This is a genomic window from Sporosarcina gallistercoris, assembly GCF_050459885.1.
GTDB lineage: Bacteria > Bacillota > Bacilli > Bacillales_A > Planococcaceae > Sporosarcina > Sporosarcina gallistercoris_A.
In genome coordinates this window covers 33,978-58,091 of sequence record NZ_JBCMNO010000004.1, presented here as the reverse complement: position 1 = coordinate 58,091, position 24,114 = coordinate 33,978, and the positions used below count along the sequence as shown (strand labels likewise).

Genomic DNA, 24,114 nt, shown 5'->3' with positions numbered 1-24,114 from the left:
CTCTGAAAATGAAGGAGTACAGGACGTTGATTTCCGTTCCCGGCGGACGCTTTCCGGGGGGCTTGCCCTCAGTCAATCGAACGACGAAGAGTTCGATTGGCTGAATTTTAGCGGACTTTGCTAAAATTAAGGCATCATTGATAGTCCTCGCTTTGCTCAGTCCAGTTTTTTTGAAAATACGTGCTCCTAACGCTGCGCTTTTACCCGCAAAAGCCGTTCTTCGTTACGGCTTTCGCTAATCCCCCAGGAGTCGCCGCCCTTAGATAGTTTTTTCATTCTAAAATTAAATTGCTTGTAGTGGAAGGCTCAAGCCATGCCCGCCGGAAAGCGAGTCCTGAAACGAAAAGCAAAGGTTGAGTGTTGAACCTTTTCTTCATAAGCTCCATTAGTGACCTTATAAAAGGCTTGACTCGAGGTAAGAAAGCGTCCGCCCGGAACGGAAATCAACTTTTCAGTGTTAAATCCATTGTAAAAAACACTGTAGGCAAGCCCCATGATTTCTGGAGTGAGTCCACAGTGTGAAAAACAGTTTGTGCCTTTTTCTAATTGGTTTGGGAGGTGTGTCGTGATTGGTATTCAGTAGTTTGACATTTCTATTTTTCTTTTTGCCTCTCGCACTTATATTCTATTACATCAGTCCACGCAAATTGAAAAACCTGGTTCTGTTAGGGGTCAGTCTATTTTTCTATGCATGGGGCGAACCGATCTACATCATGCTAATGATCTTTTCTGCACTGACGGATTATCTACATGGCCGTATCATCGGGCGGTATCGGGAACAGCGGCCACTCTATGCAAAACTGGGGCTCCTGTCCTCACTTCTTGTGAATCTGGCGGTTTTATCATTTTTCAAATACGCCGATTTCCTCGTTGACAGCATGAATTCCATCATAGGAACAACTATCGCACCGCTGGATCTTCCGTTACCCATCGGTATTTCGTTTTACACGTTCCAAACGATGTCCTACGCAATCGATGTCTATCGGGGGACTGTGCGGCCTCAAAAAAATATCATTACATTTGCGCTCTATGTCTCCTTATTTCCACAACTGATTGCAGGTCCAATCGTCCGCTACGAAATGATTGAAAAAGAACTGATGAATCGGACGTTTCAGCTCGGTCAATTTGCGGATGGTGTCCGGATATTCATCATCGGGCTCGGTAAGAAGGTCTTGTTGGCCAATACGATTGGCCAGCTCTGGGCGAACATTGAAAGTCAAGGGGTTTCCGACATCACCGTCTCTGCTGCATGGCTTGGGATCATAGCGTTTGCGTTTCAGATTTACTTCGACTTCAGTGGATATTCCGACATGGCGATTGGCCTTGGAAAGATGTTTGGATTCAGTTTTCCGAAAAACTTCAATTATCCATACATCGCGAAGAGTGCTTCTGAGTTTTGGAGACGCTGGCATATTTCACTCGGTTCCTGGTTCCGGGATTACGTCTACATTCCGCTAGGCGGGAATCGGAAAGGTCAGTTTGTGCTCTATCGTAATTTGTTCATCGTCTGGGGTTTGACGGGATTATGGCATGGAGCCAGTTGGAATTATGTATTGTGGGGATTGTATTTCGGTGTGTTGATCGGACTCGAACGCGCGGGTCTGCTCAAATGGCTGGAAAAGCTCCCGCGTGTTGTTCAACATGGATATTTACTGCTCGTCATTTTGTTCAGCTGGGTTCTGTTCGTCTTTGAAGATATTGGAGAAGGGATCCGCTATGCGCAAGTGATGGTTGGTTTGGGTGGACGCCCGCTCTACAACACAGCTTTTCTGTATGACCTCTATACGAATGGAGTGTTGTTGTGTATAGCAGGACTTTTATCGACTCCGTTGTTTACCCAACTGTGGAAGCGATGTGTCGAACGTAGTGAAATCATGCAAAAGGAATGGGTTCAGACAGGTTTACAGGTAGTCTTTTTTGGCGTGATTCTAACTCTGTCGACTGCCTATTTAGTCGATGATGCATTTAATCCGTTCCTTTACTTCCGTTTTTAACCCATTCATCAATTCGATCAAGGAAGGAGGGGAAGATAGGTGAAGCGATTGAATACGATCATGATAGTCGTGTTTGCCGTTTTTGTGGGTGGAATTGCTTGTATGAATCTACTTGCGGAGGACGAGCCGTTTTCACAGGCAGAAAATCGTCCGCTGATGCAATTCCCCGAACTGTCTTTGGACAAGATTATATCAGGAGAGTTTTCAAAAGATGTAGAAACGTACCTGAGTGATCAGTTCGTCCAAAAACGGTTTTGGACAAGCATTAAAGCATCTGCTCAAAAAGCAGTTTTGAAGAAGGATAATAATGGCGTGTATTTCGGTAAAGATGGATATCTGTTCGAGAAGTTCGAAACTCCTTCAGAGCAGCTCGATGCCAATAGTGAGAGTATCTCACGTTTTTTGGAGAAGATGATAAGCGTTTCAGTGTATGGGCTTCTTGCCCCGACCTCTATCGAATTGTATCCCGAAAAGTTGCCGAAATTCGCACAAACGGCAAGTGAAACAGATGCGATTCAACGTGTTCGAGAACAAGTGAGGGGGGACATCGACTGGATCGAAGCGGTCGATGCTTTAAAAGCGGCAAAGGAACAGCCGATCTATTACCATACGGACCACCATTGGACGACACATGGGGCGTATACAGCGTACCGCTCAGCGATAGAGAAAATGGGAATGGAGCCGTTGTCACCGGATGAATTTACTATTCGCACTGTATCTGAAAATTTCAGGGGGACGTTTGACGCGAAGGCAAATGATCCTTCAGTTGCTGCAGATGAAATCGACGTGTACATTCCAAAGTTCAACGGTTCCTATGATGTTGACATTGACGATGGTCAATCGAAAATGGAGTCGCTGTATGCATGGGAGTTTCTTGAAAAGCGAGATCAGTATTCGTTGTTTTTAGGTGGTAATCATCGCGCTGTGACGGTCCATTCTAATGTGAAAAATGGTCGCAAACTGATGATCATCAAAGACTCATATGCTCATGCGTTAGTTCCATTTCTAATAAATCATTTTGAAGAAATCTATATGGTCGATTTGCGATATGATCACCGCAACATGGCACAGGTTGTTAAAGAGAAAGGCATTCAAGATGTGTTATTTGTGTACAATATCGCTAATTTTGCAGAAGACCAGAACTTGATTTGGCTGCGCCAGTAAAAAAGAAATAGAAAGGCCGAGACGTCGTCAAAGCGTCCCGGCCTTTTTTGTTTCAACGTATAATGGGTACTTATTTTGCAGCATCCATCGCTTCTTTCACTTCTTGGATCTGTTCAATATGCCGCAGCTCATGGTATCCCACGAATGGAATCCATTGGTCCAGACTCATGTCACCAAAGATAGGATGCGGATAGGATCCTGCCTTCAGCTGATCAGCGGGGACCGTAACTTCAAGTTGCTGAAGCAGGTGGTGCGATGCGTTCAGTTTGTCTTTCAATTGTGCGCCTGTAGCAAAGTCATCTCCCGGTCTAGCGAAGTCAGGAGCTTCCACTTTTGTTGAACGATCGACTGTCCGTTCAATTGGCTTGTCGACTGTCCGTTCAATTGGCTTGTCGGCAGTTTCGTGAGTGTCTTGCATTTTGAGTTGTGATTGAATCGTCTTCGCGACGCCACCTTCCATTAAATAGAGGTGCTCGAGCACTTGCCGGATGGACCACTTATCTTCAGAGGCTTTCCAGTTCAGCTCTTCATCGCTCAGACCACTCACTGTATCCATTAATTTTGTACGTGCTTCCACATTCACTTTCATCGACTCACTCCTCGTAAACTCTATACCTATTTATACCATTTTGTGAGCCGACCTAAACATCTAGGCGATGCATCATCCGAGGTGTTGTTGTTGTTGTTCGGGTAGACGCAGATCTTTTTTTAATACAGAAGTGAAAAGCACTAGGAGACTGCCTATGGCAATAAAGGTTAGTACTTCAACAGAGTGGCTCCACTCAAATCCTTTTCCGAAAAACAGTAGATCTCTCAGTCCATCAATCATAGGACGCATAGGAAGCCAAGGATTGACCCAGTCTTGGTAAAAGGAAGACATGAATTCTTTCGGCATAGCGAGTAGCGGCAAACCGAAAAATAAGGTCAAAACAAAGATAGGAATACCTTTCATACCAAGCCAGGATAGTACTGCAGAAACTAGCAAGAAATACGTGAAATAGGCTAGTGAGATAAACAAAGCCGTAGCTGAGAAACTGGGAATTGCAAGCCCGATGACGGAGTTAGCAAACCAAGTGGTGAAAAATCCTGCTAGGAGTGCCAGTATCGCACCAATGCCAATAACGGCAGAAATACCTGCTGCCTTTTGTTTTCTTCCTCTTAAGAAACTCTTTTGAAGTGCAAAGAAGACGATCACGGCTCCCCCAATACTAGCCATCCATATGGGTTGAAACAGTGAAACTGGCGCGTTTCCATTTGCACTCTTTGTTCCAATCGCATTGACGTTCGTCACTTTCTTACGAATGGGCTCTACCATCATTGTTGCTTGGTCGACAGTCAATTTGGCATCGGCGGTACTGAATGTACTCAACAGTTGAGTCCGAACACCTTCGTTGATACCATTTACGATGCCGTCGAGTATTTGACCAGCCGCAGTTGCAGCTAAGGTGTTCATACCCTGATTGATGTACAGTTGTATCTCAGGTGACGTAGGGGCCGGGGTTTGCAATGAGAACTGGTTTTCACTGAAGGATTTAGGGATTAGAAATGCGGCGTAATACTCCTTCGCTTCCATCCCTTGCTGGGCTTCTGCCAAGCTGTCAACAGAGATCCATTTGACGGGTGAAACCTCTCCTGGCATCGATTGTGATTGGATTTTTTCAATCATCTGTTTTCCTATATTTAGTTGAGACTGATCGGGTAATGAGACGCCTGAGTCTTCATTGACCAATGCGATGGGCAATTCTTTTGGTGATGGGCTGACAGATGGAATCATCGTAAGCGAAAAAATCGTGATTACAGCTAAAATGATAATCGGTGAACTATATATAAGTTTATTTTTTAATATATTCATAGCATTTCCTCCTTTTAATGAACACCGCGTTGTGTATCCATCTCTGTGTATAGTATAATCAGTTTTAAGTTGCATGCAATCGTCATCTTTACTCTTGATGTTCAGTAATGAACATCAAGAGTAAATTTGTTCAGAAACTTCTTAAAGGGAGCGACATGATGAATGAAAAAAAAATAGATAGACGGATTTTACGAACACGACAAAGAATTAAAGAAACATTTGCACAGTTAATGGAGGAAAAAGGGTTCGAAGCAATTACAATCCGTGATTTGACGGAAAGGGCAGATATTAATAGAGGAACGTTTTACTTGCATTATTTGGATAAATACGATCTTTTGGAAAAAAGTGAGAATGAGATTTTTGAAGAAATGGAAAAAATTGCAGATAAAGCTTGGGAGAAGGTATCTCGTGAACACTATGGGAAGATGAATTTGGATGAACCATTTCCATTTATCATTAAGTTATTTGAATACTTGGAAGAAAATTATGAGTTTATCCGGGTGTTGCTCGGGCCAAATGGGAATAGCGCATTCCAGCTACGTGTAAAAGAAGTCATTAAAATAAAGATGTTGGACAAGGTACTTAGATATACACAACCGAAACAGATGCTTGTCCCTATGGATTATTTAGTCGCCTATGTCAGTTCAGCTCACTTAGGAGTGATACAGCAGTGGCTTCAGCGTGGAATGGATAGAACGCCGCAAGAAATGGCGCTATTACTATCTAAAATCTCGAATTTCGGTCCTGCACATGTAGCTGGATTGAAAGAAACATTAGAAGGAAAAAAATAAGAAACAAGCTGTTTTCGATGGGACTGATTTCAACATCCTGAACGGTTTACACATGAAGAAGGTGAAGAAGTGGAGATTTTCGAAGTCATATTGCTCATGTTAACCGCAGTGTTCCTTTCCAATATACTCAATCGGTTTTTACCGACCATTGCAATTCCTCTCATTCAGATCGTCTTGGGGATGGCATTAGCCATTCCATTGACCAATCATTCATTGGAGTTAAGTCCGGAATTGTTCTTGCTTCTGTTCATCGCCCCGCTACTGTTCAACGATGGTGTGAATGTGGACAAAAAAGCGTTATGGAGAGAACGTAAATCGATTTTGTCCCTTTCAATCGGGCTCGTCTTTGTTACTGTCGGCTTGCTTGGCGGATTCATCCACTTGTTGCTGCCAACCTTACCATTAGCGGCTGCATTTGCCCTCGCAGCCGCACTTGCGCCTACAGATGCAGTTGCAGTCGGGGCCCTTGCAGAAAAAGTGAAAGTACCTCATAAGATCATGCACACGCTGGAAGGGGAGTCTCTCATCAACGATGCTTCAGGGCTTGTCTCCTTCCAATTTGCAATGGCGGCTCTCATGACTGGAACATTTTCGTTGTTCCATGCAAGTACTACTTTTATAGTCATCTCGATCGGCGGAATTGTACTCGGTGCCGTGTTGAGTTTCCTGAAAATCGTCTTGATGAGAAGACTTCGCGAACTGGGGATTGAAAATAGCACATCGTTCATCCTCATGGAAGTTCTCTTGCCATTCCTTATTTTTGTTATTGCAGAGAAAGTGGGAGTCAATGGAATCTTAGCGGTAGTGAGTGGGGGAATTGTCCATTCACTCAGCTATAAGAAGCTGAATGTTGAAATTGCCCAGCTGAATTTATTGTCAAAAAATACGTGGTCAGTCATTACATTCAGCTTGAATGGGCTTGTTTTCGTGTTACTTGGAACCCAGATTCCAAGTATTTTGCAAACCATCTTAAATGATCAGCATCTTGAAATCATCACGTTGCTTGGCTATATTTTAGCAATTACAATCGCATTGCTTGGATTGAGGTTCATGTGGATCATCTTATTCAATAATTTCCAGAAAACATCGGAACTCAGGAGCAAAAGAAAAATCAAGGATACGCTACTCTATACAGTTTCTGGAGTGAGGGGAACCATTACATTAGTGAGTGTGTTGTCGCTTCCGTTGTTCTTAAGCGATGGCACCCCGTTCGAGGGACGTGATCTGTTATTGTTCATCGCTGCGGGCGTTATTTTAACGACCTTGCTGCTGGCTAATTTCACCTTGCATCTGTTTGCGCCGAAAGTTGAAGGGTTTTCACATCAGCATGATTCGGAGTGGGAAATTGAGATGTTACGAGAAGTGAAAAGAGAGTTAAGGAAACATAGGACGGCTGAGAACAAGAGAACCATAGGGAAAGTGATTAAGATGTACAACGATCGGATCTTCTCGCTCAGTAATTTGAAAGAAATGAACAATGGTGAACGTAAATTACGTCAGCTCATTTTGGAATGGCAGTTGGAAAATACACTGGGGTTAGTAAGACAGCACCGGATCCGTATCCAACTTGCATTCCCAGTTCTCAGAAGGCTGAATAAAAGACTTTATAAATTGACGAGAGAAAAGAAGTACAGATTCAATTCGTTCTACAGCAGGCTGTTGAAAAGACATCTTCAAGGAATGCATTTGGCACCGCTCACTTCAGGTCAGCGCAAAGAACAGCGGATGATTCTCTTGCAAAGCAACAGTCAATTCATAACGGAAAACTTGAAATCACTCGAAGAAGGTCAATACTCACCAGAGCTGATTGAAGCCTTCCTGTTGAATTATGAAAGAATGGGAGGCTACGGACTACCTAAGGAAGCAGCACATCATTTGCATGAGTGGATAGATTTCGCCCTTCATACGGAAAGGAGTTATATCCAGACTGCATTCGAAAAAGGGGACATTTCTAGAAGTGAGATGAGACAATATCGGGAAAACCTGTTAGCCCTCGAAAGCAGCATCCAACTACAGGACTGAGCATTGAGAAAGAAAAAGGACTGTCACAGAAGTCAGAGTTCACTGACGTTCTGGACAGTCCTTTTCTATAGGATCAGATATTATGCTTTGGCGCCTTCTTTTTTAGGTTGTGTTAGAAGACCAGGTTCCTTCAAATACTTGATAACCCCTTCTGAAGCACGGTATGAAAGAGCACCGATTGTTGCAGTAGGGTGGTGGCCACCGAATTGTGGGAATGCAGATCCGCCAACGACGAATAGGTTTTCCATATCCCATAATTGCAAGTAGTTATTGATCGCAGACGTTTCAGGGTCTTCCCCCATACTCACGCCGCCTGCGTAGTGTCCGCCATCGTAAATATGGTCGAACTCTTCAGGGATCTCATCTGGATCGACAATGTCCGCGCCCATGTTTTTCATGATTTCGGTACATTTTTCAATCCCGAACTTAGCCATGGCTTTATCGTGATCGGTATATTTGTTAGTAATTCGTAGCAATGGATCGCCGAACTCATCCGTGTACGTCGGATCGAGTGACGTATAGTTGTGCCACCACGACATAACCGCCGGTGTATACCAAGCCACTAAACTACGGTTCGTATAGTGAACGGATTTCTCTTTGAATTCAGGGCCCCAGCCTTTTGTGCCTTTAGGAACACTGTTAGTAGCGATAGGTCCATGCCCATACTGACGTAATTCGATGCCGCCGCCGTTGATGAAATCAAGGTCAGTGTGATCGAAATTATCACCAGCGAAGTCACTTAATGTACCGCCCAGTGCTCCAGCCCCCATGAATAAGTTGAACTTCTTTTTATCGAAGAAGCCACGTGCTCCCAGGAACGTAATATTGAATTGACCGTTAAAGTTACGTCCAATAACCCCTTTACGAGTGACAGGATCATACTGCTCGCCGATTTTCGAAAGCATAAGAAGTCTGTTGTTTGTGAACGAGAAAGCTCCCAGTACAACAACGTCAGCTGGTTGAATATATTCCATACCTGTCCGAAGGTCGACATACATGACGCCTGTCGCTTTGCCGTTTTCATGCAGCACGCGACGAACAAGGGAGTTGGTACGGATTTCACAGTTGCCTGTTTTGACCGCTGTCGGGATTACTGTTACGAGCGGATCTGATTTTGCACCGAAGTCACATCCATACTCGGTACAATAAGAGCAGAACATACATTGGGCGATTGTTTCACCATCCGGATTTTTGTACGATTGAGAAAGGTTGGCGGAAGCCACCTGATAAGGGTGGTACCCCATCTTTTTCGTCGTATCTTTAAACAAGCGGATTGCCGGTGATTCCTTCATCGGAGGGTTCGGATAATCACTTGAGCGCTTGTCGCCGAGTGGATCCGGTTCTCCTGAAATCCCTGCTGTTTTTTCCCACTTGTCGTAGTATGGTTCCATTTCATCGTAAGAAATTCCCCAGTCACGGATAATCATGCCTTCTGGAATTTTCTTTTCACCATACCGTTCAATTGTTTTCGTGCGGATTTCGAAGTCAATCGGTCTCCAACGATACGTAGCTCCTGCCCAGTGGACACTGCCGCCACCAAGGTCAGTTCCTGCCATCATCTCGTTGCGTGTACGGACTGGCAATGCTTCTTCGTCTAACGTATTGCGTGAAGTAATCGTTTCGGGTGCAAGATTCTGCATCATTTCATAACGATCTGAAAAGCGAAGTTCATCTTTCACGCCGACGTAATCTTGGCGATCAACGGGTTTTCCACGTTCGAGTGTTACGACTTTATGACCTGCTTTAGCAGCTTCTGCAGATACAATACCGCCAGCCCATCCACTTCCAACAACTACAACGTCTACTTTTTCTAGTTTTTTAGCCATTTAGTTTCCTCCTAGCCCCACATCTCTTGATAATCGCGTAGGCTTTCCTGCTTCATCACTGCAAATTCTTCATCTTCAATCTGTCCGAGATACCCCATGCGAGGTCCAGGGAATTCTTTCATTTTCCAGCCTGCCATATTACGGTTTCCACCATAGACAGGGTCTGCATACGCCCCTTCAATGGTCGTTTGAAGCAATAGGTTGAAGAAAGCGGTGGAATGGATACCATTCATTCGAACTTTTCCTTCTTCCATCATCGTTAGGATTTCGTCCATTTGTTCACCTTCGAGTTCAAAGAATTTCTTCTTATGCTTCGACTGTGCTGTGGCTTGAAGTGTTCTAACACCTTCTCTGAAGATTTCTCCGCGATTCATACGAGTCTGATAGCGAGGAGTGGGTGCAGAAACTTGGGTAACCGAGTTAGGTCCTTGCTTATTCTGATCTCTGCTTTGGTCCTCATAATAGGCAGCTTCCTGAGTTTGCGGAAACGGGCCTTTCATGTATTCTTTTGCATTAGAACCCCAGTCACTAGAGAGCTGACGGTCGATGAAGTAAGGAACTCCAAGACCGATTGCTCCTGGACCTAGTTTGTCTTTAGGGAAAAGACGTTCAGTAGCAGCGGAAATCGTTTCGAAATCCTCGCTCTTACTGAAGAACGTACGAGCTTCCATGTCCTTGTTCTCAGTGGCTGCAGGTTTTTTGCCAGTTGCAGGCTTTTTGTTAATCTGATTGGTGATCAGCCCGCCGAACAACCCACCGCCGACTAATCCACCGGCAAGAAGACCCGTGTTTTTCATGAAATTACGACGGCTCATCCCTTTTTTGCCTGTTGTATTCTTTGGTCCTTGCGTTTCAGACATTGCGTATTCCTCCTTTTTTGGGTTTGTAGATACACCGTACTTCACTCAATAGCTGTTCTTCCGTGATGTAAAATTGAATCTGTCACTCAATTATGAGCAGAAGAAAATAAGAAGGTTAAATAAGTTCATCCATCAAAAAAGAAACATCTAATATAGGGCGAAATAAGTATAAATCTACAGCGTCTAAGTATAGCCCTTATCAAAGCGAATATCACGATTTAATTAGCAAAGTATTCGAAATACCTATGAAAGTGGTTAAATGAGAGGGAAATGTAATTATAAGTAAAAGGCACAACTTTCATAGATGGTAGGGCTCATTTAGAGCGGTTATTAATACATTGTATCCCTATATACAAAGAATTAACCAAGGTGAACTGGAATTTTTTATTATCATAACAATGGGTTGAACCGTTTGAATGGAACAGTCATTCACTCGATTCATTTACGAGAATGGACCAGTTCACCTTGAACCCATACATCCCGGATATTTTCTGGTCTTGCAAGATACATGATTTTTTGCAAAATATCGAGCAGTGGTTCGTCAGGGTCGAATATCGGTAGCTTTGCAGTCGGGATTGTTGTATCCACACGTTGAACATCCCAAGCATACCCTTCTTCCAAACGTCCGATCGGCAGACTGAGACTTGCCCCGCCGCCAGCAGTTACTAAGTGGAACGCTTCTGCAATTGTAATACGGGAATCTTTCACTCCTCGTTCGTCAGCAGGGACACGTGGATCCACTCCATCTTCCAACATGCGGGATGACATGACAGCTTGACGCGAGTTATCGTAAAGGCTGGGTGAAAATCCTCCTGATAGATCTGACCCAAGCCCGATATCGACGCCTATATCAGCAAATCTGGAAATTGGAATGACGCTATTTGCAAAATATGCGTTTGAAACCGGGCAATGGGCAATCGCGCTGCCAGTTTCGGCAAATAACTTGGCATCCTCATCGGAAAGGAAATTGCAATGAGCCATGACAGACTTGTCCTGCAGCAATCCGAAGTCATTAAGTGCTTGGGCATCGTTTTTTTCGAAACGCTCCTGGACGTGCTGATGTGCCCAATCGCTTTCACTGCAATGGGATTGGATGTGTGTATCGTATTTGGCTGCCAGCGCACCAAGACCTGTCAGTACTTCATCAGTACAAGTAGGGATGAACCGTGGAGTGACAACGGGATAGACGCCTTGCTTAGTAGTCTTGGCAATTTCCTTGACTTGAAGGATGAATTCTTCGGTATCTTGCAAAGCGCTCTGCGTATCCGCATCACGATAATAATCTGGACATTCTTGAACTAGGTCCATAACAACTTTACCTACTAAACCGCGCTGGCCTTGCTTAGCACAAATGTCAGCGAGCAATACACTCGCCTCTTTGTGAACTGTCGCAAAGTAAAGTGCAGTAGTGGTGCCGTTTGCAAGAAGTGTACTGACGACATCTTCGTAAACTGGTTTTGCATAATCCAGATCTGCAAATTTCGCTTCAGAAGGGAAGGTATACGTACTTAGCCAGTCATGAAGAGGAATATCCAGTGCCGTTCCAGCTTGAGTCCATTGAGAAGCATGGACGTGCAAGTCCACAAAACCAGGAAGCAAATAGGACCCTCCATCAATCTTTTGGAACACATCTGTATGTAAATACTGATGAAGGACTTTTTCGTAATCGGAGTGCTCAGGGCGTACAATGCGTTCAATCATCCCGTCTTCGTCAATACAGAACAGGCAATCTTTTAATACATCTATCTCTTTCCGTGACTTACTTGTAAAAGCAGTTGCTAAAAAAACCTTTGTATACATAACGTTTCCTCCCCTTATCCGCTTGTTAATGACTATTATACCATTACATTTCTCCTGTTTGTGAAGTCGATCTCTTTATAGTAAGCATTCTTAACAAGTAAATTCGGACCAAGGCAACGGACAGCAGGACAATGACAGCTAACAGATTTCGCGAGCGGGTGCTGTTGCCATGCTTCATACATGTCCGGGAGGGTTCCATGTTGAATATTACCCAGTGGTGGCACATCTCCAAAATCAGTCACAATGACATCCCCAGTGAAAATATTAACGTTCAAGCGGGAACGGCCATCTGGATCATTTCGGACGGAAACATGAGGGCTGGCCTGGAGTTCAGCCAAAAGTTTCTGATCTGCAGCGTTCGGGCTGCAGGAATAGAAAGGCAGCGTTCCAAACAGCATCCAAGTGGATCGATTACGGAATTGAAGGATTTCGTGTATCGCCGTCCGGGTTTCCTCCAACGAAAGTACTTCTAGCGTTGAAGCGAAGTCGCTTGGATACATCGGGTGGATTTCGTGTCTTGCGCATTTCATTTCGTGGACAACTTGCTCATGGATTTTTTGTAAATGAGGAAGCGTTCTCCGATTCAACATCGTTTCCGCAGAGACCATTACCCCTAAGTCTGCCAATGCACGGCTGTTTTCAATCATCCTCTTAAATTGGTCAGCACGTCGTTCGAAGGTAGGAATACGTTCCATATTTGCGAATCCTCCCTCAGCGAAATCTTCAACAGTTCCCCAGTTATGGGAAATGTGAAGAATATCGAGATATGGAGCAATCATTTCATAACGCTCAAGAGGCATCGTCAAGTTGGAATTCATCTGGGTGCGTACGCCACGTTCATGCGCGTATTGAAGGAGTGGCAGCACATAGTGTTCTACCGACCGTTTAGAAAACATCGGCTCACCACCTGTTAAACTGATGGTGCGTAAATGGGGAATTTCCTCGAGTCGCTGGATCAGCAACTCTATCGGAAGCGCATCGGGATCTTTTGGTTGAAGCATATAGCCAACCGCACAGTGTTCACAGCGCATATTGCATAAGTAGGTCGTCGTAAATTCAATGCTGGAAAGAACTTGGCGTCCGTGGGTATCCACGTCTAAATAAGCTTCCCACGGATCTTGTGAAATTAGGTCACTAGTTGAAATCATTGGTCAAACTCCTGTCTTCTAAAATGAACATAGATAAGTATGCGCTGAATATGAAGTGGTTGCAATAAGAGGAACAATTCACAGAACACGTTGAAAATTGAAGTATGGGATGGAGAATGAACACCACCAGCACTCTGCAGATTCCCAATTAACTTTCGAATCATTCTGAAATTAATCTATCGTACTCGAAAAGTGATATTTCCTTAGAAAACGGGTATTGGAAAGAGAGCCGTTGGCACAAATTCAGAAAGCAGGTGCTCGTAATGAAACACTTGTTCATTTCATTTGTCATCCCTTCGTATAACGAGGAAGGCAATATTTACACGATGATGAAAGCGTTGAGTGATACTATGGCGTCCAGTGGATTGCCTTATGAAGTGTTATTTGTCGATGATGGAAGTGACGATAAAACAATGGATGAAATCCGTGGTGCTATCATTGATTATCCAGAAGTTGAATATGTATCCTTTACCCGGAACTTTGGGAAAGAGGCTGCCATTTTAGCAGGGCTTGAATACGCTAAAGGGGATGCTGTGATTTTGATGGATGCCGATTTGCAGCATCCGCCTGAATTGATTCCCCAGCTGATCCGCGGATATGAAGAGGGATATGACCAGGTCATTGCAAAACGGAATCGGAAAGGGGACTCTCCGATTCGATCCTTACTTTCGCGAGCTTACTATTGGGGAGTGAACAAAACCATAGATGTCGAGTTGCATGATGGTGAAGGGGATTTCCGTTTACTAAGCCGTCGCGCGGTTGATTCTTTGCTTCAGCTCAGTGAAGGGAATCGTTTCTCCAAAGGACTGTATTCATGGATTGGATTGGAACAGAAGACGATTAGTTATGACAATGTCACACGAAAGCACGGCGAGACGAAGTGGTCTTTTAAACAACTTTTAAATTACGCGGTCGATGGCATTGTATCGTTCAATACGAAGCCGCTGCGTTTGTGTTTTTATGCAGGATTATTCAGTCTGTTTCTGGCAATCTCGTATATAGCGATCTCGTTGATCGGAATTATTCGGAATGGGGTGGATGTTCCCGGATACTTTACGATCATATCAGCCGTCTTATTCCTCGGAGGCGTCCAGTTATTATCACTTGGCATAATAGGCGAGTATGTTGGACGGATTTATAACGAAACGAAAAAACGCCCGCATTATCTTGTTCGACGTACAAGTGCTGCGGTGAAAGGAAAACCAGTCGCTCATGCCAAAATTCGAAGTTCGTGAATTCATCACATTCGCCATAGTTGGCGTTGTCAATACAGCAACATACTACGGGTTTTACTTGCTTGGACTGAAAGGGATGGGCCTGGCTTATATGATCGCCCATTTCAGTGCAGTCCTATTGAGCATGATCATTTCATTTTTCTTGAATAGTTATGTGACATACAAAGTGAAACCGACATTGAAGAAATTTTTGATGTATCCATTGACGCAACTTGTCAACATTGCAGTGACGGCCGTGCTGCTATACGTACTAGTTGATGGATTGCGTGTGAACAGTAGTATTGCGCCGCTGGCGGCAATGATTGTTACAGTACCTGTTACATTCTTTGTTACTGGAAAGGTGCTGAAAGCGGCATGATGACTAAAAAGCATTGGATCGGCCTTATAATTGTGAGTGCACTAACGGCTGCCGCAGCACATGGGTTCATGCTCTCGGAATGGATGCAAGGGCGCTATGTGGTTGGTCCGAATGACGGCTTATCTCAAATGATTCCATTCAAACATTTCCTATATGAATCGATGCGTGAAGGGAATTTCTTTTACTCGGAACGGTTCGGATTAGGAGGAGGAACGTTTTCTCAGCTTGGTTATTACTTTTCTACGTCCATTGTGTTTCTAACGACGGCAGCGATTACAATGATTCTGGAATGGAGTGGTTTACGGCCGACACCTGAACTTCAATATTGGGCGGATGTAACTGTGTTTGTCAGTATGATCAGATTGACAGGGATATTGCTTATCACTACAATTTTCTTCCGTATGATCGGATTGAAAACGCAGTTCTCCTATATCGCGGCCGTCATGTATGGAGTCAGTATTTTGTACTTCCGCCATGTGACCTATTGGGAGTTCTTTGCGGATGCCATGTTGTTTTTGCCGTTACTGCTCATTGGAGCAGAGCGGATCATGCGTCATGGGAAACCCGGGTGGTTCATCACCGCAGTGGCGCTCAGTATGGCGGACAACTTCTATTTTGCCTATATTAACTTCCTTTTGGCATTCATCTACATAGTTTTTCGTTGGTTCATCCCACTAGTCGGGTACGAGGTGAAGAAAAAGCGGCAAATCGTTCAGTTTCTTATGGGTGGCTTGCTTGGTGCTGCGATTAGTAGTCCTTTCTTCATCCCTGCAGTTTATGGGTATTTGAATAACTTCAGACCCCCGTTTGAAGGGGAAATCCCTCTTTTCGAGATGACGGAAAATATTCTATCTGACGGGAAGTTGGTCGTTTTACCTGCATTTGCAGTCATCTGCCTATTCCTTTTCCCGCTGTATAAAAAGAAAGCCTATCGGTTGTTTGCAATCATGACCGTCGTGTTGGCTGTGTTGCATGCCTCACCTGCGGTTGGCAGTATATTTAACGGATTATCCGCGCCCCAATTCCGTTGGGAGCATATGCTCATGCTGGCCTCTGGTGGAATGATTGCAGTTACACTGCAAAATTGGAAGGAAGTACAAGTCAAGCATGCAGGGGTGGCGGCACTAGGTACGATCGCGGTGTACATTCTTTTTTCCAATATGGAGTTGGAAGGGAAGCCGAGTCTCTATGCCGATAGTTTAGTTGTGATGGCGCTGATTACTTGCGCATTCGTGATGTTAGCTGCCGTTCGCCAATTCAAACATTGGGATATCGCATTGTGGACGGCAATGATCGCTTTCACACTAGTCACGGTGAATTTATACCAAGAAGAAAAGTTGACAGGAAATCACCCTAAGGTGGAGCAAGTTCAAGGACAAGGGATACCGCAGTCTTTTTTCACAAGCGATGCCTACAATGGGAGCGCCTCACGAGAACTTATTCAGCAATTGACGAAGGGGGAGGAGGATCCGCTTGCTCGAATTGAATGGATGATCGGGACACGTAACAACACGCCCATTGTCCAGGACTTTTTGGGGACTAGCATTTACTCGAGTATTTTAAATCAGCACTTGCTGCACTTTTACTTGGATGACCTGTCAATCGATATGGGTCGGGAAAGTGTCAGCCGCTATGCTGGATTCGGCGGACGTGCAAATCTTTATAGCTTATTGAACGGCGTCTATGCGATCCGTTCCGATAAGGGGAATCCTGTCCCGTTCGATTTCGAAGAAGTTGCCCAAAATGGAAAGTTCAAAGCGTTTGAAAGCAACCATCGTCTGCCATTTGTGCGGACGACGGATCGAATCTATACAGAAGAAGAGTTAGAGGATAGTCCCGTAATCGCTCGTGAACATGCCATGTTAGATGGAGTGATTTTAGAGAAATGGAAGGACACCTCAGAGCAGGCACCTAGTGTGGAGAATTTGAAGGACAAGGTTACGGTTCAACCTGTCCGAGCTGCTTATGAAAATGACAAGCTTGTCGTTACCGGAAAGAATGGCGGGGTCGATATAAAAGTGTCGGATGTCGGTCTGTTGAAAGAGGACACGTATGTATCATTCCACTTGGAACGCTCAACTGCAGACATAGGTTTTCACCTTAAGGTGAATGAGTATAAAACAACCCGTAAACGGACGGATTCGATTTATCGTACACGTGTCAATGACATAACGATCCGGATTCCTTCTGAAGAGACCATTCGAATCCGAGTGCCTGAAGGGACGTATACATTCAGTGATTTAGCGCTTTACGCTGAGGATTATACGACTCTTGAAAAAGCTGAGCGGGAGAACGCAGAGACTTCTGGCGCCGCCGTTGAGTGGCAAGGAGAGCACGTAACCGTTCAGCTGGATAATTCAAGTAGAGACATTTTTGCAGTGATGCCGATCCCATTTGAAAAGGGATGGACGGCGAAAGTGAATGGAAAAAAAGTTTCTGTATGGAAAGCGAATTATGCGTTTACAGCGATCCCGATTGAATCAGGTTCCAATACGATCGAAATGACATATCGACCGCCTTACTTCGTTGTTTCCATATGGATCAGTCTGTTAGCAGTAGCAGGAACAATCGTCTGGTTGACTAAAGGAATGAGAAACAAACCTTTCGCTGATTGAAGCGGAAGGTTTGTTTGTATGGTAAAGCAATTGACTTGTACAGCTCCTTGTTGAGCGGGCGCTCAGTCTGAGATATAATCGAAGCATCATATGAACTGGAGCTGTTAACTCAACCATGACGAAACATTTGAGCGAGCAAGAACTAATGGCGTTAATGCAACCTGGCACAGATATCATTATACCGATAGCAAATGGGGAGCCTCACTTGTTACTGGATTTGTTAGAAGCGAATTATGAACAATTGGATCATGTGACCGTTCACCAAATGCTTGCCTTGCGTGAGCGGGCTTATATTCGCGGAGAAATGAAAGGTCATTTGTCGCACACGTCTTACTTTTTGAGCGGGGCAACCCGGAAGGCATTCCAAAGCGGGGCCGTCGATCTCGTTCCGAACGTATTCAATGAGGTACCAAGGTTGTTGCGGGACACATTGAAACGTCCAGTCGTCATGGCGGTTGCATCCTTACCGGATGAGCATGGATACTTTTCTCTCGGAACACAAGCGGATTATGTCTCCGAGTTCATCGGCAAGATCCCTTTCATCCTCGAAGTGAATCAGCACATGCCACGCACATTCGGGAAAAACCAGATACACATGAGCCAAATCGCCGGCTATGTGGAACACGACGCACTACTGACGGAGGAAAAGTGTCCGATCAGCAGTGAAAAGGATAAAAAGATAGCAAGTTATATCACGTCCGAAATTCATAATGGGGATACGCTGCAAGTGGGAATCGGTGCAGTTCCGAACGCTGTGATGAGTATGCTGAGAGATCATCGTGATTTAGGGATCCATACTGAAATGTTGACGGATGGAATTGTGGATCTCGTCGCGTCAGGTGCTGTAACAGGGATGAACAAACGGACACATCCAGGGAAAATTGTGACGACATTTGCCTACGGTACACAGCGACTTTATGAGTTCCTTCATAACAATCCTAGCGTCGAATTTTTACCAGTCAGTGTCGTGAATGATCCTTTTGAAATCGCAAAAGAAGACAATATTGTATCGATCAATGCAACGACAGAAGTGGACCTGTATGGTCAATGTGCTTCTGAAACGATTGCCGGAACTTATTATTCATCCACTGGCGGACAAGCAGATTTTGCACGCGGCGCGCAATTAGCTAAAAACGGGAAAGGGTTCATCTGCATGTACTCGACATTGAAAAATGACTCCATGTCCCGTATTAAACTGAATCTGGCACCGGGTTCGGTAGTGACAACCTCTAAAAACGAAGTGGATTGCATCGTGACAGAATACGGCATTGCTAAGTTGCATGGCAAGTCGCTCCGCGAACGTGCGGAAGCTTTGATTGCCATCGCGCACCCTAAATTCCGGGACGAGCTTCGAAGCGAAGCGATCGCAGCTGGAATAGTGCCTGCTGCAGAAGAACACGCAGCTTCAGAACTAGTCGAGCGCTCATAAACTAGGGGAAGTGCTCATAAACCTAGGGGAAGTGCTCATAAACCTGTGAAAGCGCTCATAAACTAGGAGAAGTGCTCATAACTCTGTGAAACACGCTCATAAACCTGGAAAATTGATCATAAATCACAAAAAGCGCTCATAAACGCAAAACGGGATTCCCCTCCAGTCGCCCGCGGAGCAAAAACTACCGCACATTTTAACCCATCACGCGTCAAAACAAGCACTTGACGGCCTAACATCACAGCAGTGAAGCACTATCGTAGAAAGCAAAAAACAGAAGTCCCGTTATTCGGGGCTTCTGTTTTTTCACTTATTTCAAGCCGAATGCTAACATCACAACGCCAGCAACACTCACTGTAACTACCCCAATGAATACCGCGTCCATCCGGCTATAGGAAGTCGGATAAAAGTACGTACGAGCTGCCCCCATCTGATACTGCTTCGCTTCCATCGCAATCCCGATCCGTTGTGCTCTGCGGATACTTTGAGCGAACAAGGGGACCGCATACGCTTGAATCCGTTCACTCCAACCTCTCGGACCGTGAGAAAAGGTGATGCCGCGTACTTTCAAAGCATTCGACCGGACTTGAATCTCCTCCACAACAACAGGCAACAACCGGATAGATGCGATGAAACTATAGGCGTATTTGGACGGTAAACGGAATTGCTGCATCATCGCGTAAAAGAACAACACAGGTTGCACAGTGAGCAGGAAAGTAAAGCCGACAAGACCGAAAGTTAAAGACTTTGTGCCAAGCAGCAATCCGTGGTGAATACTCTCCTCGGAAATTTTAAAGATACCCCATTGCCATAACACGGTCTCTCCTTTGCCGAACAGCATCATAGTAAAAGCTGAAGAAGCGAATGAGATGATTAGAGGGACGGACAGCAAAGCTAACTTTCTAATCGGGAATCCACTGAATCCGTATAGCAGGATACCGAAAAGAACAGCTAGCCAACTGACGAAAGACAAATTCCTAGTGAAAAGAGTGATCAGCAGCAGCGATACGAAGGTTGCAAACTTCAATGCAGGATTCACACGGAATAACCACGTTTCGCGATCAGGCGTAAACCAAGCGGGCATCTGTAACACCTCCTGCTTGTGAACGCAAGGTAAGTTTTCCATTTGCCACTACCCAATGGTCCGTAGCAAAATTGTCTGCAATCTCCAAGTCGTGCGTCACCATTACAATGGTCATTCCATTCATGCGCAGCGATTCCAACTTTTCCAGAAGTGCAAACGTATTGCGTGCATCCTGACCAAAGGTTGGTTCATCCAACAGCAAAATGTCTGTTGAAGGGGAGAGGGCAGTTGCGACGCTGAGCCGTCGTTTTTGACCGACGGATAACTGGTAAGGATGGCGTTGAGCTGAAGCGGGCAAGTTGAATAACTCACTCATTTCTTTTGCATGCTGTTCTGCTTCACTCGGGGAGATTCCTTTCAATGAAATCATGAGTTCCTCAGTGATCGTATTTGTCACAAACTGGAGCTCAGGATTCTGAAAGACAAGTGATAATCCGACGGGCAGCGATTTACGCCGTTTTTCTTGATCAATGGATTTTCCATTCACTTGTAACGTCCCCGACGTTGTCAACAACTGCATCAATGACAAGAGAAATGAGCTTTTCCCAGACCCGTTCTCCCCTAAAATCGTCACCCATGAACCTTTCATTATGGATCCATCTGCCACTTGAATTACAGGCTTCTTGCCACGATAACCGCTAAACTCAGCGACCTTTAGCACTTCGGCCGTCCGTGCAGACGACCGATTTTCAGACAACGTTTTATATGCTTCCGAATCCAAATAATCCTCCCATACGCCTGGATACCAAATCCCATACTTGATGAATTCGTTCTTGTAATCACTGAAAATCGTATCGGGCGGACCATCCGCTAATATTTCTCCATCGTCAGTAAACAGAATGACACGGTCAATCCACCCAACAATCTGTTCAATTTTGTGTTCTACAATGACGACCGTTTGTTCAGAAGTTGCCGCTTTTATAGATTTCCAGATTTGCTCTGTTCCTTCAGGGTCGAGAAGGGCAGATGGTTCGTCCAAAAACAGCACCTCAGGCTCCATGAGCAAAACGGATGCTAACGCTAGCCGTTGTTTCATGCCTTGGGACAGTTCCAGAATGGGCGTGTGGATCTCTGGCAGATGAAGCCCTACCCTATCTAATATTTTACGAATTAACCCTGGCATTTCTTCGCGAGCAATCCGTAGATTCTCCAATACAAAGGCAAGCTCCTCATCTACATAAGGCATGCAAAATTGTGTATCTGGATCTTGGAAGACAAACCCCCATGACTTAGGAAGGGCCAGTGTTTCAGCTTTCATCGGTAACTCGAAGGAATGCGGGACGATGCCACTCGCCACTTGGAGCAGTGTGGACTTCCCGCAACCGCTAGGACCGAGCAGCAACACTTTTTCACCTTTTCTGACGGAAAATGAAAGATCCTTGAATAACAAAGAATCCTCTCCAGGAAACTTCAACCGTAACTTTGTGATACTGAAAGCAACTTCTCGTTGGGTGATTTCCATCCCACTCACCGGTCAAGCAGCGAATATTCTTCTTTCGCCACCGGTCGTATGGAATGTGTAATGCCCGTAGCTTCTAATGCGCGAACGATGAGCACTGCAAACACACCCGTAAAGATGAACGCACTAACTACACGCAATCCATACTTTACAACAAGTGCCCACGATTCCAAGTCAGCATATCCGTAAAACATGTCCAATCCAAAACTGGCAATACACGACATGATCCCAGCGAGTCCTGCGATGATCATAGAAAACTTTCTGTATCGGAATGCAGCAAACAATAATTCTGCAGCTAGACCTTGGGCAAACCCATAAATCAGAACTTCCAAACCATGGCCGATGAATGCAGAAAGACCTGCACCGGCAATACTGGCAATCAGCGCAACACCGGGCTTACGAATGAGCAAAAATGCAAATACTCCATTCATGAACCACATTCCATAGAGCAATTGTCGCGCCACCGGCATCATCGGTTTGACGACGGTATACAAGTCATCCCAAAACTTCATGAGGATGCCGAACACAATACCGACCATAACCGTAATGAGTAAATCAGTGAACTTCAACTTTTTCATCGAACTCCAACTCCTCTTTTGCTTGTGTTCTCACAAAAAAAGACCGTCTGAAAGCGCAGACGGTCGAGGAGTGGGTTCCCGGGTACCCAATGATCCTACGATCACGGCTCTCTACGCTGGCATTATCCAGATCAGATGCGGTCAGCAGCGGATTCATCTGCTATCTCAGCCTGATTCTCTCAAGCACCCGTACGGTCAGTTATGTAAGTGACTCGAGTATACAACAGTACAAATTTTCTGGCAACCACTCTATCCATCTATGATCCTTTCCGATATCAACTGGTCGAAAGTGCTATTTCCAAACGTTTCCCGAACTTATCTCGCCAATCATCGGCAAGTGCTTCAAGCACGGTGACTCCATGTGGATCTTTTTTGTGCACTGCTATCTGGTCATCCAGATGGAACCCATCCAAAGACAAATATGCTTCAGCAACTTTTTGCTTGCAGATGCAGGATAAGAGTTCTTATTCTTTTACAGTATCGATTTTTTGAGGGGTTCCGATTGCGAGAGTCCTCAACTGCATATTTGTAGTCAACCAGATTCCTGTTTTCACAATGGTTTTCTTCAAGTATAGCGAGCAATGGGAATATTCCGATCGTTAATAGGGATTCTTTCTATCTCTTCATGTCTGTTTACGAATAAGAGAGGAGGGTAGAAACTGAACAACTTAGAAAAAGGATGTGATCGTATGAAAGCAGTGACGTTTCAAGGGAAAGAGTCGATGGTGACAAAAGAAGTGAAGACGCCGGGGATACAAGACAATCGTGATGCAATCATCCGGATTACTACAAGCGGAATTTGCGGATCGGATTTGCACCTCTATCACGGTGGGATTCAGCCCGCACAAGACTATGTAGTAGGCCATGAGCCTATGGGAATTGTCGAAGAGGTAGGATCTGACGTGAAAACGTTGAAGAAAGGCGACCGTGTCGTCATACCATTCAATATTGGATGCGGGGAGTGTTTCTTCTGCCAGCACCAGATGGAGAGCCAATGTGACAATTCCAATCCGCATGGCGAAGTTGGCGGCCTGTTCGGTTTTGGAGAGCAAAACGGGAATTACCCTGGTGGCCAGGCCGAGTATTTGCATGTTCCATATGCAGATTTCACATCCTTCAAAGTTCCGGAAAATAGCGAGTTGAAAGATGAACAAATCGCACTGCTTTCAGATGTCATCCCTACAGCGTACTGGAGTGTGATCCATAGTGGAATGAAAAAGGGAGATACAGCAATCATCTTAGGCTCAGGTCCGATTGGTTTAATGGCCCAGAAATTCGCCTGGATGAAAGGCGCCAAACGTGTCATTGCAGTAGATCATGTGGACTATCGTTTGCAACATGCGAAGAAAACAAACAAAGTGGAAACGTATAACTTCAAGGAACATGATGAAATCGGTAAATTGCTGCACGAAGAGACAAAAGGCGGAGCTGATGTCGTCATTGACTGTGTTGGAATGGATGGAACTGTTCAGCCGGGAGAAGAATTCGGTTCGAGTGGAGACAACCAATTTGGAACGATCAGCCCGATCGTGACCGCTTCGGAAGTTGTGCGGAAGTTTGGTACAGTGCAATTGACGGGTGTCTATGCAACAGATGCTAACAACTTCCCGTTAGGTGATTTTTTCACTAGAAACGTCTCCCTAAAAATGGGGCAAGCGCCTGTCATCCACCTGATGCCTGAGCTGTATAAGAAAATTGAAGCAAACGAATTTGACCCGACTGACATCATTACCCACAAAGTGAAACTGGAAGATGCTGCAGATGCCTATTCCATTTTCGATAAAAAAGAGGATGGCTGCATTAAAGTCATATTCCAACCTTAAGGCACAGAAAGTGCGATGCGGAGACATCGCACTTTTTTTGTTCGACCAATTGACCCCCACCCCCTATAATGAGGAC

The 24,114-nt window shown here is 44.9% G+C and carries 18 protein-coding genes and 1 riboswitch; of the genes, 9 read left to right on the top strand and 9 right to left on the bottom strand.

From position 1 onward, the window contains the following. The first annotated feature begins 569 nt into the window (after positions 1-569). Positions 570-1,994 (top strand): MBOAT family O-acyltransferase, encoded by a 1,425-nt coding sequence (locus ABE021_RS01500; RefSeq protein ID WP_430286397.1) that lies wholly within the window; start codon positions 570-572, stop codon positions 1,992-1,994. Between the two features lie 39 nt (positions 1,995-2,033). Then, positions 2,034-3,158, top strand: a complete 1,125-nt coding sequence (locus ABE021_RS01495) for a DHHW family protein (RefSeq protein WP_430286396.1) — start codon at positions 2,034-2,036, stop codon at positions 3,156-3,158. Between the two features lie 70 nt (positions 3,159-3,228). On the opposite strand, the gene ABE021_RS01490 is transcribed toward ABE021_RS01495, so the two are convergent. Both ABE021_RS01490 and ABE021_RS01485 read right to left on the bottom strand, forming a co-directional pair. Next, entirely contained in the window at positions 3,229-3,747 is a 519-nt protein-coding gene (locus ABE021_RS01490; RefSeq protein ID WP_430286395.1) for a DinB family protein, read from the bottom strand. Positions 3,748-3,819: 72 nt separating this feature from the next. Further along, the gene (locus ABE021_RS01485; RefSeq protein ID WP_430286462.1) at positions 3,820-5,004 is read right to left on the bottom strand and encodes a YhgE/Pip domain-containing protein; all 1,185 of its coding nucleotides are present in this window, start codon (positions 5,002-5,004) and stop codon (positions 3,820-3,822) included. 164 nt (positions 5,005-5,168) lie between these two features. On the opposite strand from ABE021_RS01485, the gene ABE021_RS01480 reads away from it, so the two are divergent. Continuing rightward, positions 5,169-5,801 (top strand): TetR/AcrR family transcriptional regulator, encoded by a 633-nt coding sequence (locus ABE021_RS01480; RefSeq protein ID WP_430286394.1) that lies wholly within the window; start codon positions 5,169-5,171, stop codon positions 5,799-5,801. Positions 5,802-5,870: 69 nt separating this feature from the next. After that, the gene (locus ABE021_RS01475) at positions 5,871-7,823 is read left to right on the top strand and encodes a cation:proton antiporter (protein WP_430286393.1); all 1,953 of its coding nucleotides are present in this window, start codon (positions 5,871-5,873) and stop codon (positions 7,821-7,823) included. Positions 7,824-7,903: 80 nt separating this feature from the next. Here ABE021_RS01475 and ABE021_RS01470 read toward each other — a convergent pair whose 3' ends face one another. The 4 genes from ABE021_RS01470 to yfkAB all read right to left on the bottom strand — a co-directional run bounded on the left by ABE021_RS01470 (position 7,904) and on the right by yfkAB (position 13,457). After that, a complete protein-coding gene (locus tag ABE021_RS01470) occupies positions 7,904-9,649 on the bottom strand; it encodes a GMC family oxidoreductase (RefSeq protein WP_430286392.1) in 1,746 nt (581 codons plus the stop codon). An 11-nt stretch (positions 9,650-9,660) separates the two neighbouring features. Further along, the gene (locus ABE021_RS01465) at positions 9,661-10,509 is read right to left on the bottom strand and encodes a gluconate 2-dehydrogenase subunit 3 family protein (protein ID WP_430286391.1); all 849 of its coding nucleotides are present in this window, start codon (positions 10,507-10,509) and stop codon (positions 9,661-9,663) included. Between the two features lie 438 nt (positions 10,510-10,947). Further along, complete coding sequence (gene guaD, locus ABE021_RS01460; RefSeq protein WP_430286390.1) at positions 10,948-12,309, bottom strand: guanine deaminase; 1,362 nt, start codon at positions 12,307-12,309, stop codon at positions 10,948-10,950. A gap of 35 nt (positions 12,310-12,344) precedes the next feature. Next, a complete protein-coding gene (yfkAB, locus tag ABE021_RS01455) occupies positions 12,345-13,457 on the bottom strand; it encodes a radical SAM/CxCxxxxC motif protein YfkAB (protein WP_430286389.1) in 1,113 nt (370 codons plus the stop codon). Between the two features lie 263 nt (positions 13,458-13,720). On the opposite strand from yfkAB, the gene ABE021_RS01450 reads away from it, so the two are divergent. The 4 genes from ABE021_RS01450 (at position 13,721) to ABE021_RS01435 (ending at position 19,094) form a co-directional block, all read left to right on the top strand. Continuing rightward, complete coding sequence (locus ABE021_RS01450; protein ID WP_430286388.1) at positions 13,721-14,692, top strand: glycosyltransferase family 2 protein; 972 nt, start codon at positions 13,721-13,723, stop codon at positions 14,690-14,692. Further along, positions 14,670-15,050, top strand: a complete 381-nt coding sequence (locus ABE021_RS01445; RefSeq protein ID WP_430286387.1) for a GtrA family protein — start codon at positions 14,670-14,672, stop codon at positions 15,048-15,050. Before ABE021_RS01450 ends, ABE021_RS01445 begins: the two co-directional genes overlap by 23 nt. Next, complete coding sequence (locus tag ABE021_RS01440) at positions 15,047-17,665, top strand: YfhO family protein (protein WP_430286386.1); 2,619 nt, start codon at positions 15,047-15,049, stop codon at positions 17,663-17,665. Before ABE021_RS01445 ends, ABE021_RS01440 begins: the two co-directional genes overlap by 4 nt. Positions 17,666-17,780: 115 nt before the next feature. Then, positions 17,781-19,094 carry an acetyl-CoA hydrolase/transferase family protein gene (locus tag ABE021_RS01435; protein WP_430286385.1) on the top strand — a complete coding sequence of 438 codons (1,314 nt, stop codon included), beginning with the start codon at positions 17,781-17,783 and terminating at the stop codon, positions 19,092-19,094. 310 nt (positions 19,095-19,404) lie between these two features. Here ABE021_RS01435 and ABE021_RS01430 read toward each other — a convergent pair whose 3' ends face one another. The 3 genes from ABE021_RS01430 to ABE021_RS01420 form a co-directional block, all read right to left on the bottom strand. Beyond that, positions 19,405-20,178 (bottom strand): energy-coupling factor transporter transmembrane component T family protein, encoded by a 774-nt coding sequence (locus ABE021_RS01430; RefSeq protein WP_430286384.1) that lies wholly within the window; start codon positions 20,176-20,178, stop codon positions 19,405-19,407. Next, positions 20,156-21,568, bottom strand: coding sequence for an ABC transporter ATP-binding protein (locus ABE021_RS01425; protein ID WP_430286383.1), 1,413 nt, complete (start codon positions 21,566-21,568; stop codon positions 20,156-20,158). Before ABE021_RS01425 ends, ABE021_RS01430 begins: the two co-directional genes overlap by 23 nt. A gap of 77 nt (positions 21,569-21,645) precedes the next feature. Then, on the bottom strand, positions 21,646-22,215 hold the full coding sequence (locus tag ABE021_RS01420) for an ECF transporter S component (protein ID WP_430286382.1): 570 nt from the start codon (positions 22,213-22,215) through the stop codon (positions 21,646-21,648). Positions 22,216-22,306: 91 nt separating this feature from the next. Next, a riboswitch (TPP riboswitch) is annotated at positions 22,307-22,416 on the bottom strand. Positions 22,417-22,904: 488 nt separating this feature from the next. Here ABE021_RS01420 and ABE021_RS01415 point away from each other — a divergent pair. Further along, the gene (locus ABE021_RS01415) at positions 22,905-24,038 is read left to right on the top strand and encodes an alcohol dehydrogenase catalytic domain-containing protein (protein WP_430286381.1); all 1,134 of its coding nucleotides are present in this window, start codon (positions 22,905-22,907) and stop codon (positions 24,036-24,038) included. The last annotated feature ends 76 nt before the right edge of the window (positions 24,039-24,114 follow it).

Coding starts and splice junctions, on each gene's coding strand:
- ABE021_RS01490 (WP_430286395.1), bottom strand. CDS start 3,747: ATGAAAGTGAATGTGGAAGCACGTACAAAATTAATGGATACAGTGAGT.
- ABE021_RS01480 (WP_430286394.1), top strand. CDS start 5,169: ATGAATGAAAAAAAAATAGATAGACGGATTTTACGAACACGACAAAGA.
- ABE021_RS01470 (WP_430286392.1), bottom strand. CDS start 9,649: ATGGCTAAAAAACTAGAAAAAGTAGACGTTGTAGTTGTTGGAAGTGGA.
- ABE021_RS01465 (WP_430286391.1), bottom strand. CDS start 10,509: ATGTCTGAAACGCAAGGACCAAAGAATACAACAGGCAAAAAAGGGATG.
- guaD (WP_430286390.1), bottom strand. CDS start 12,309: ATGTATACAAAGGTTTTTTTAGCAACTGCTTTTACAAGTAAGTCACGG.
- yfkAB (WP_430286389.1), bottom strand. CDS start 13,457: ATGATTTCAACTAGTGACCTAATTTCACAAGATCCGTGGGAAGCTTAT.
- ABE021_RS01450 (WP_430286388.1), top strand. CDS start 13,721: ATGAAACACTTGTTCATTTCATTTGTCATCCCTTCGTATAACGAGGAA.
- ABE021_RS01445 (WP_430286387.1), top strand. CDS start 14,670: ATGCCAAAATTCGAAGTTCGTGAATTCATCACATTCGCCATAGTTGGC.
- ABE021_RS01440 (WP_430286386.1), top strand. CDS start 15,047: ATGATGACTAAAAAGCATTGGATCGGCCTTATAATTGTGAGTGCACTA.
- ABE021_RS01435 (WP_430286385.1), top strand. CDS start 17,781: ATGACGAAACATTTGAGCGAGCAAGAACTAATGGCGTTAATGCAACCT.
- ABE021_RS01430 (WP_430286384.1), bottom strand. CDS start 20,178: ATGCCCGCTTGGTTTACGCCTGATCGCGAAACGTGGTTATTCCGTGTG.
- ABE021_RS01420 (WP_430286382.1), bottom strand. CDS start 22,215: ATGAAAAAGTTGAAGTTCACTGATTTACTCATTACGGTTATGGTCGGT.
- ABE021_RS01415 (WP_430286381.1), top strand. CDS start 22,905: ATGAAAGCAGTGACGTTTCAAGGGAAAGAGTCGATGGTGACAAAAGAA.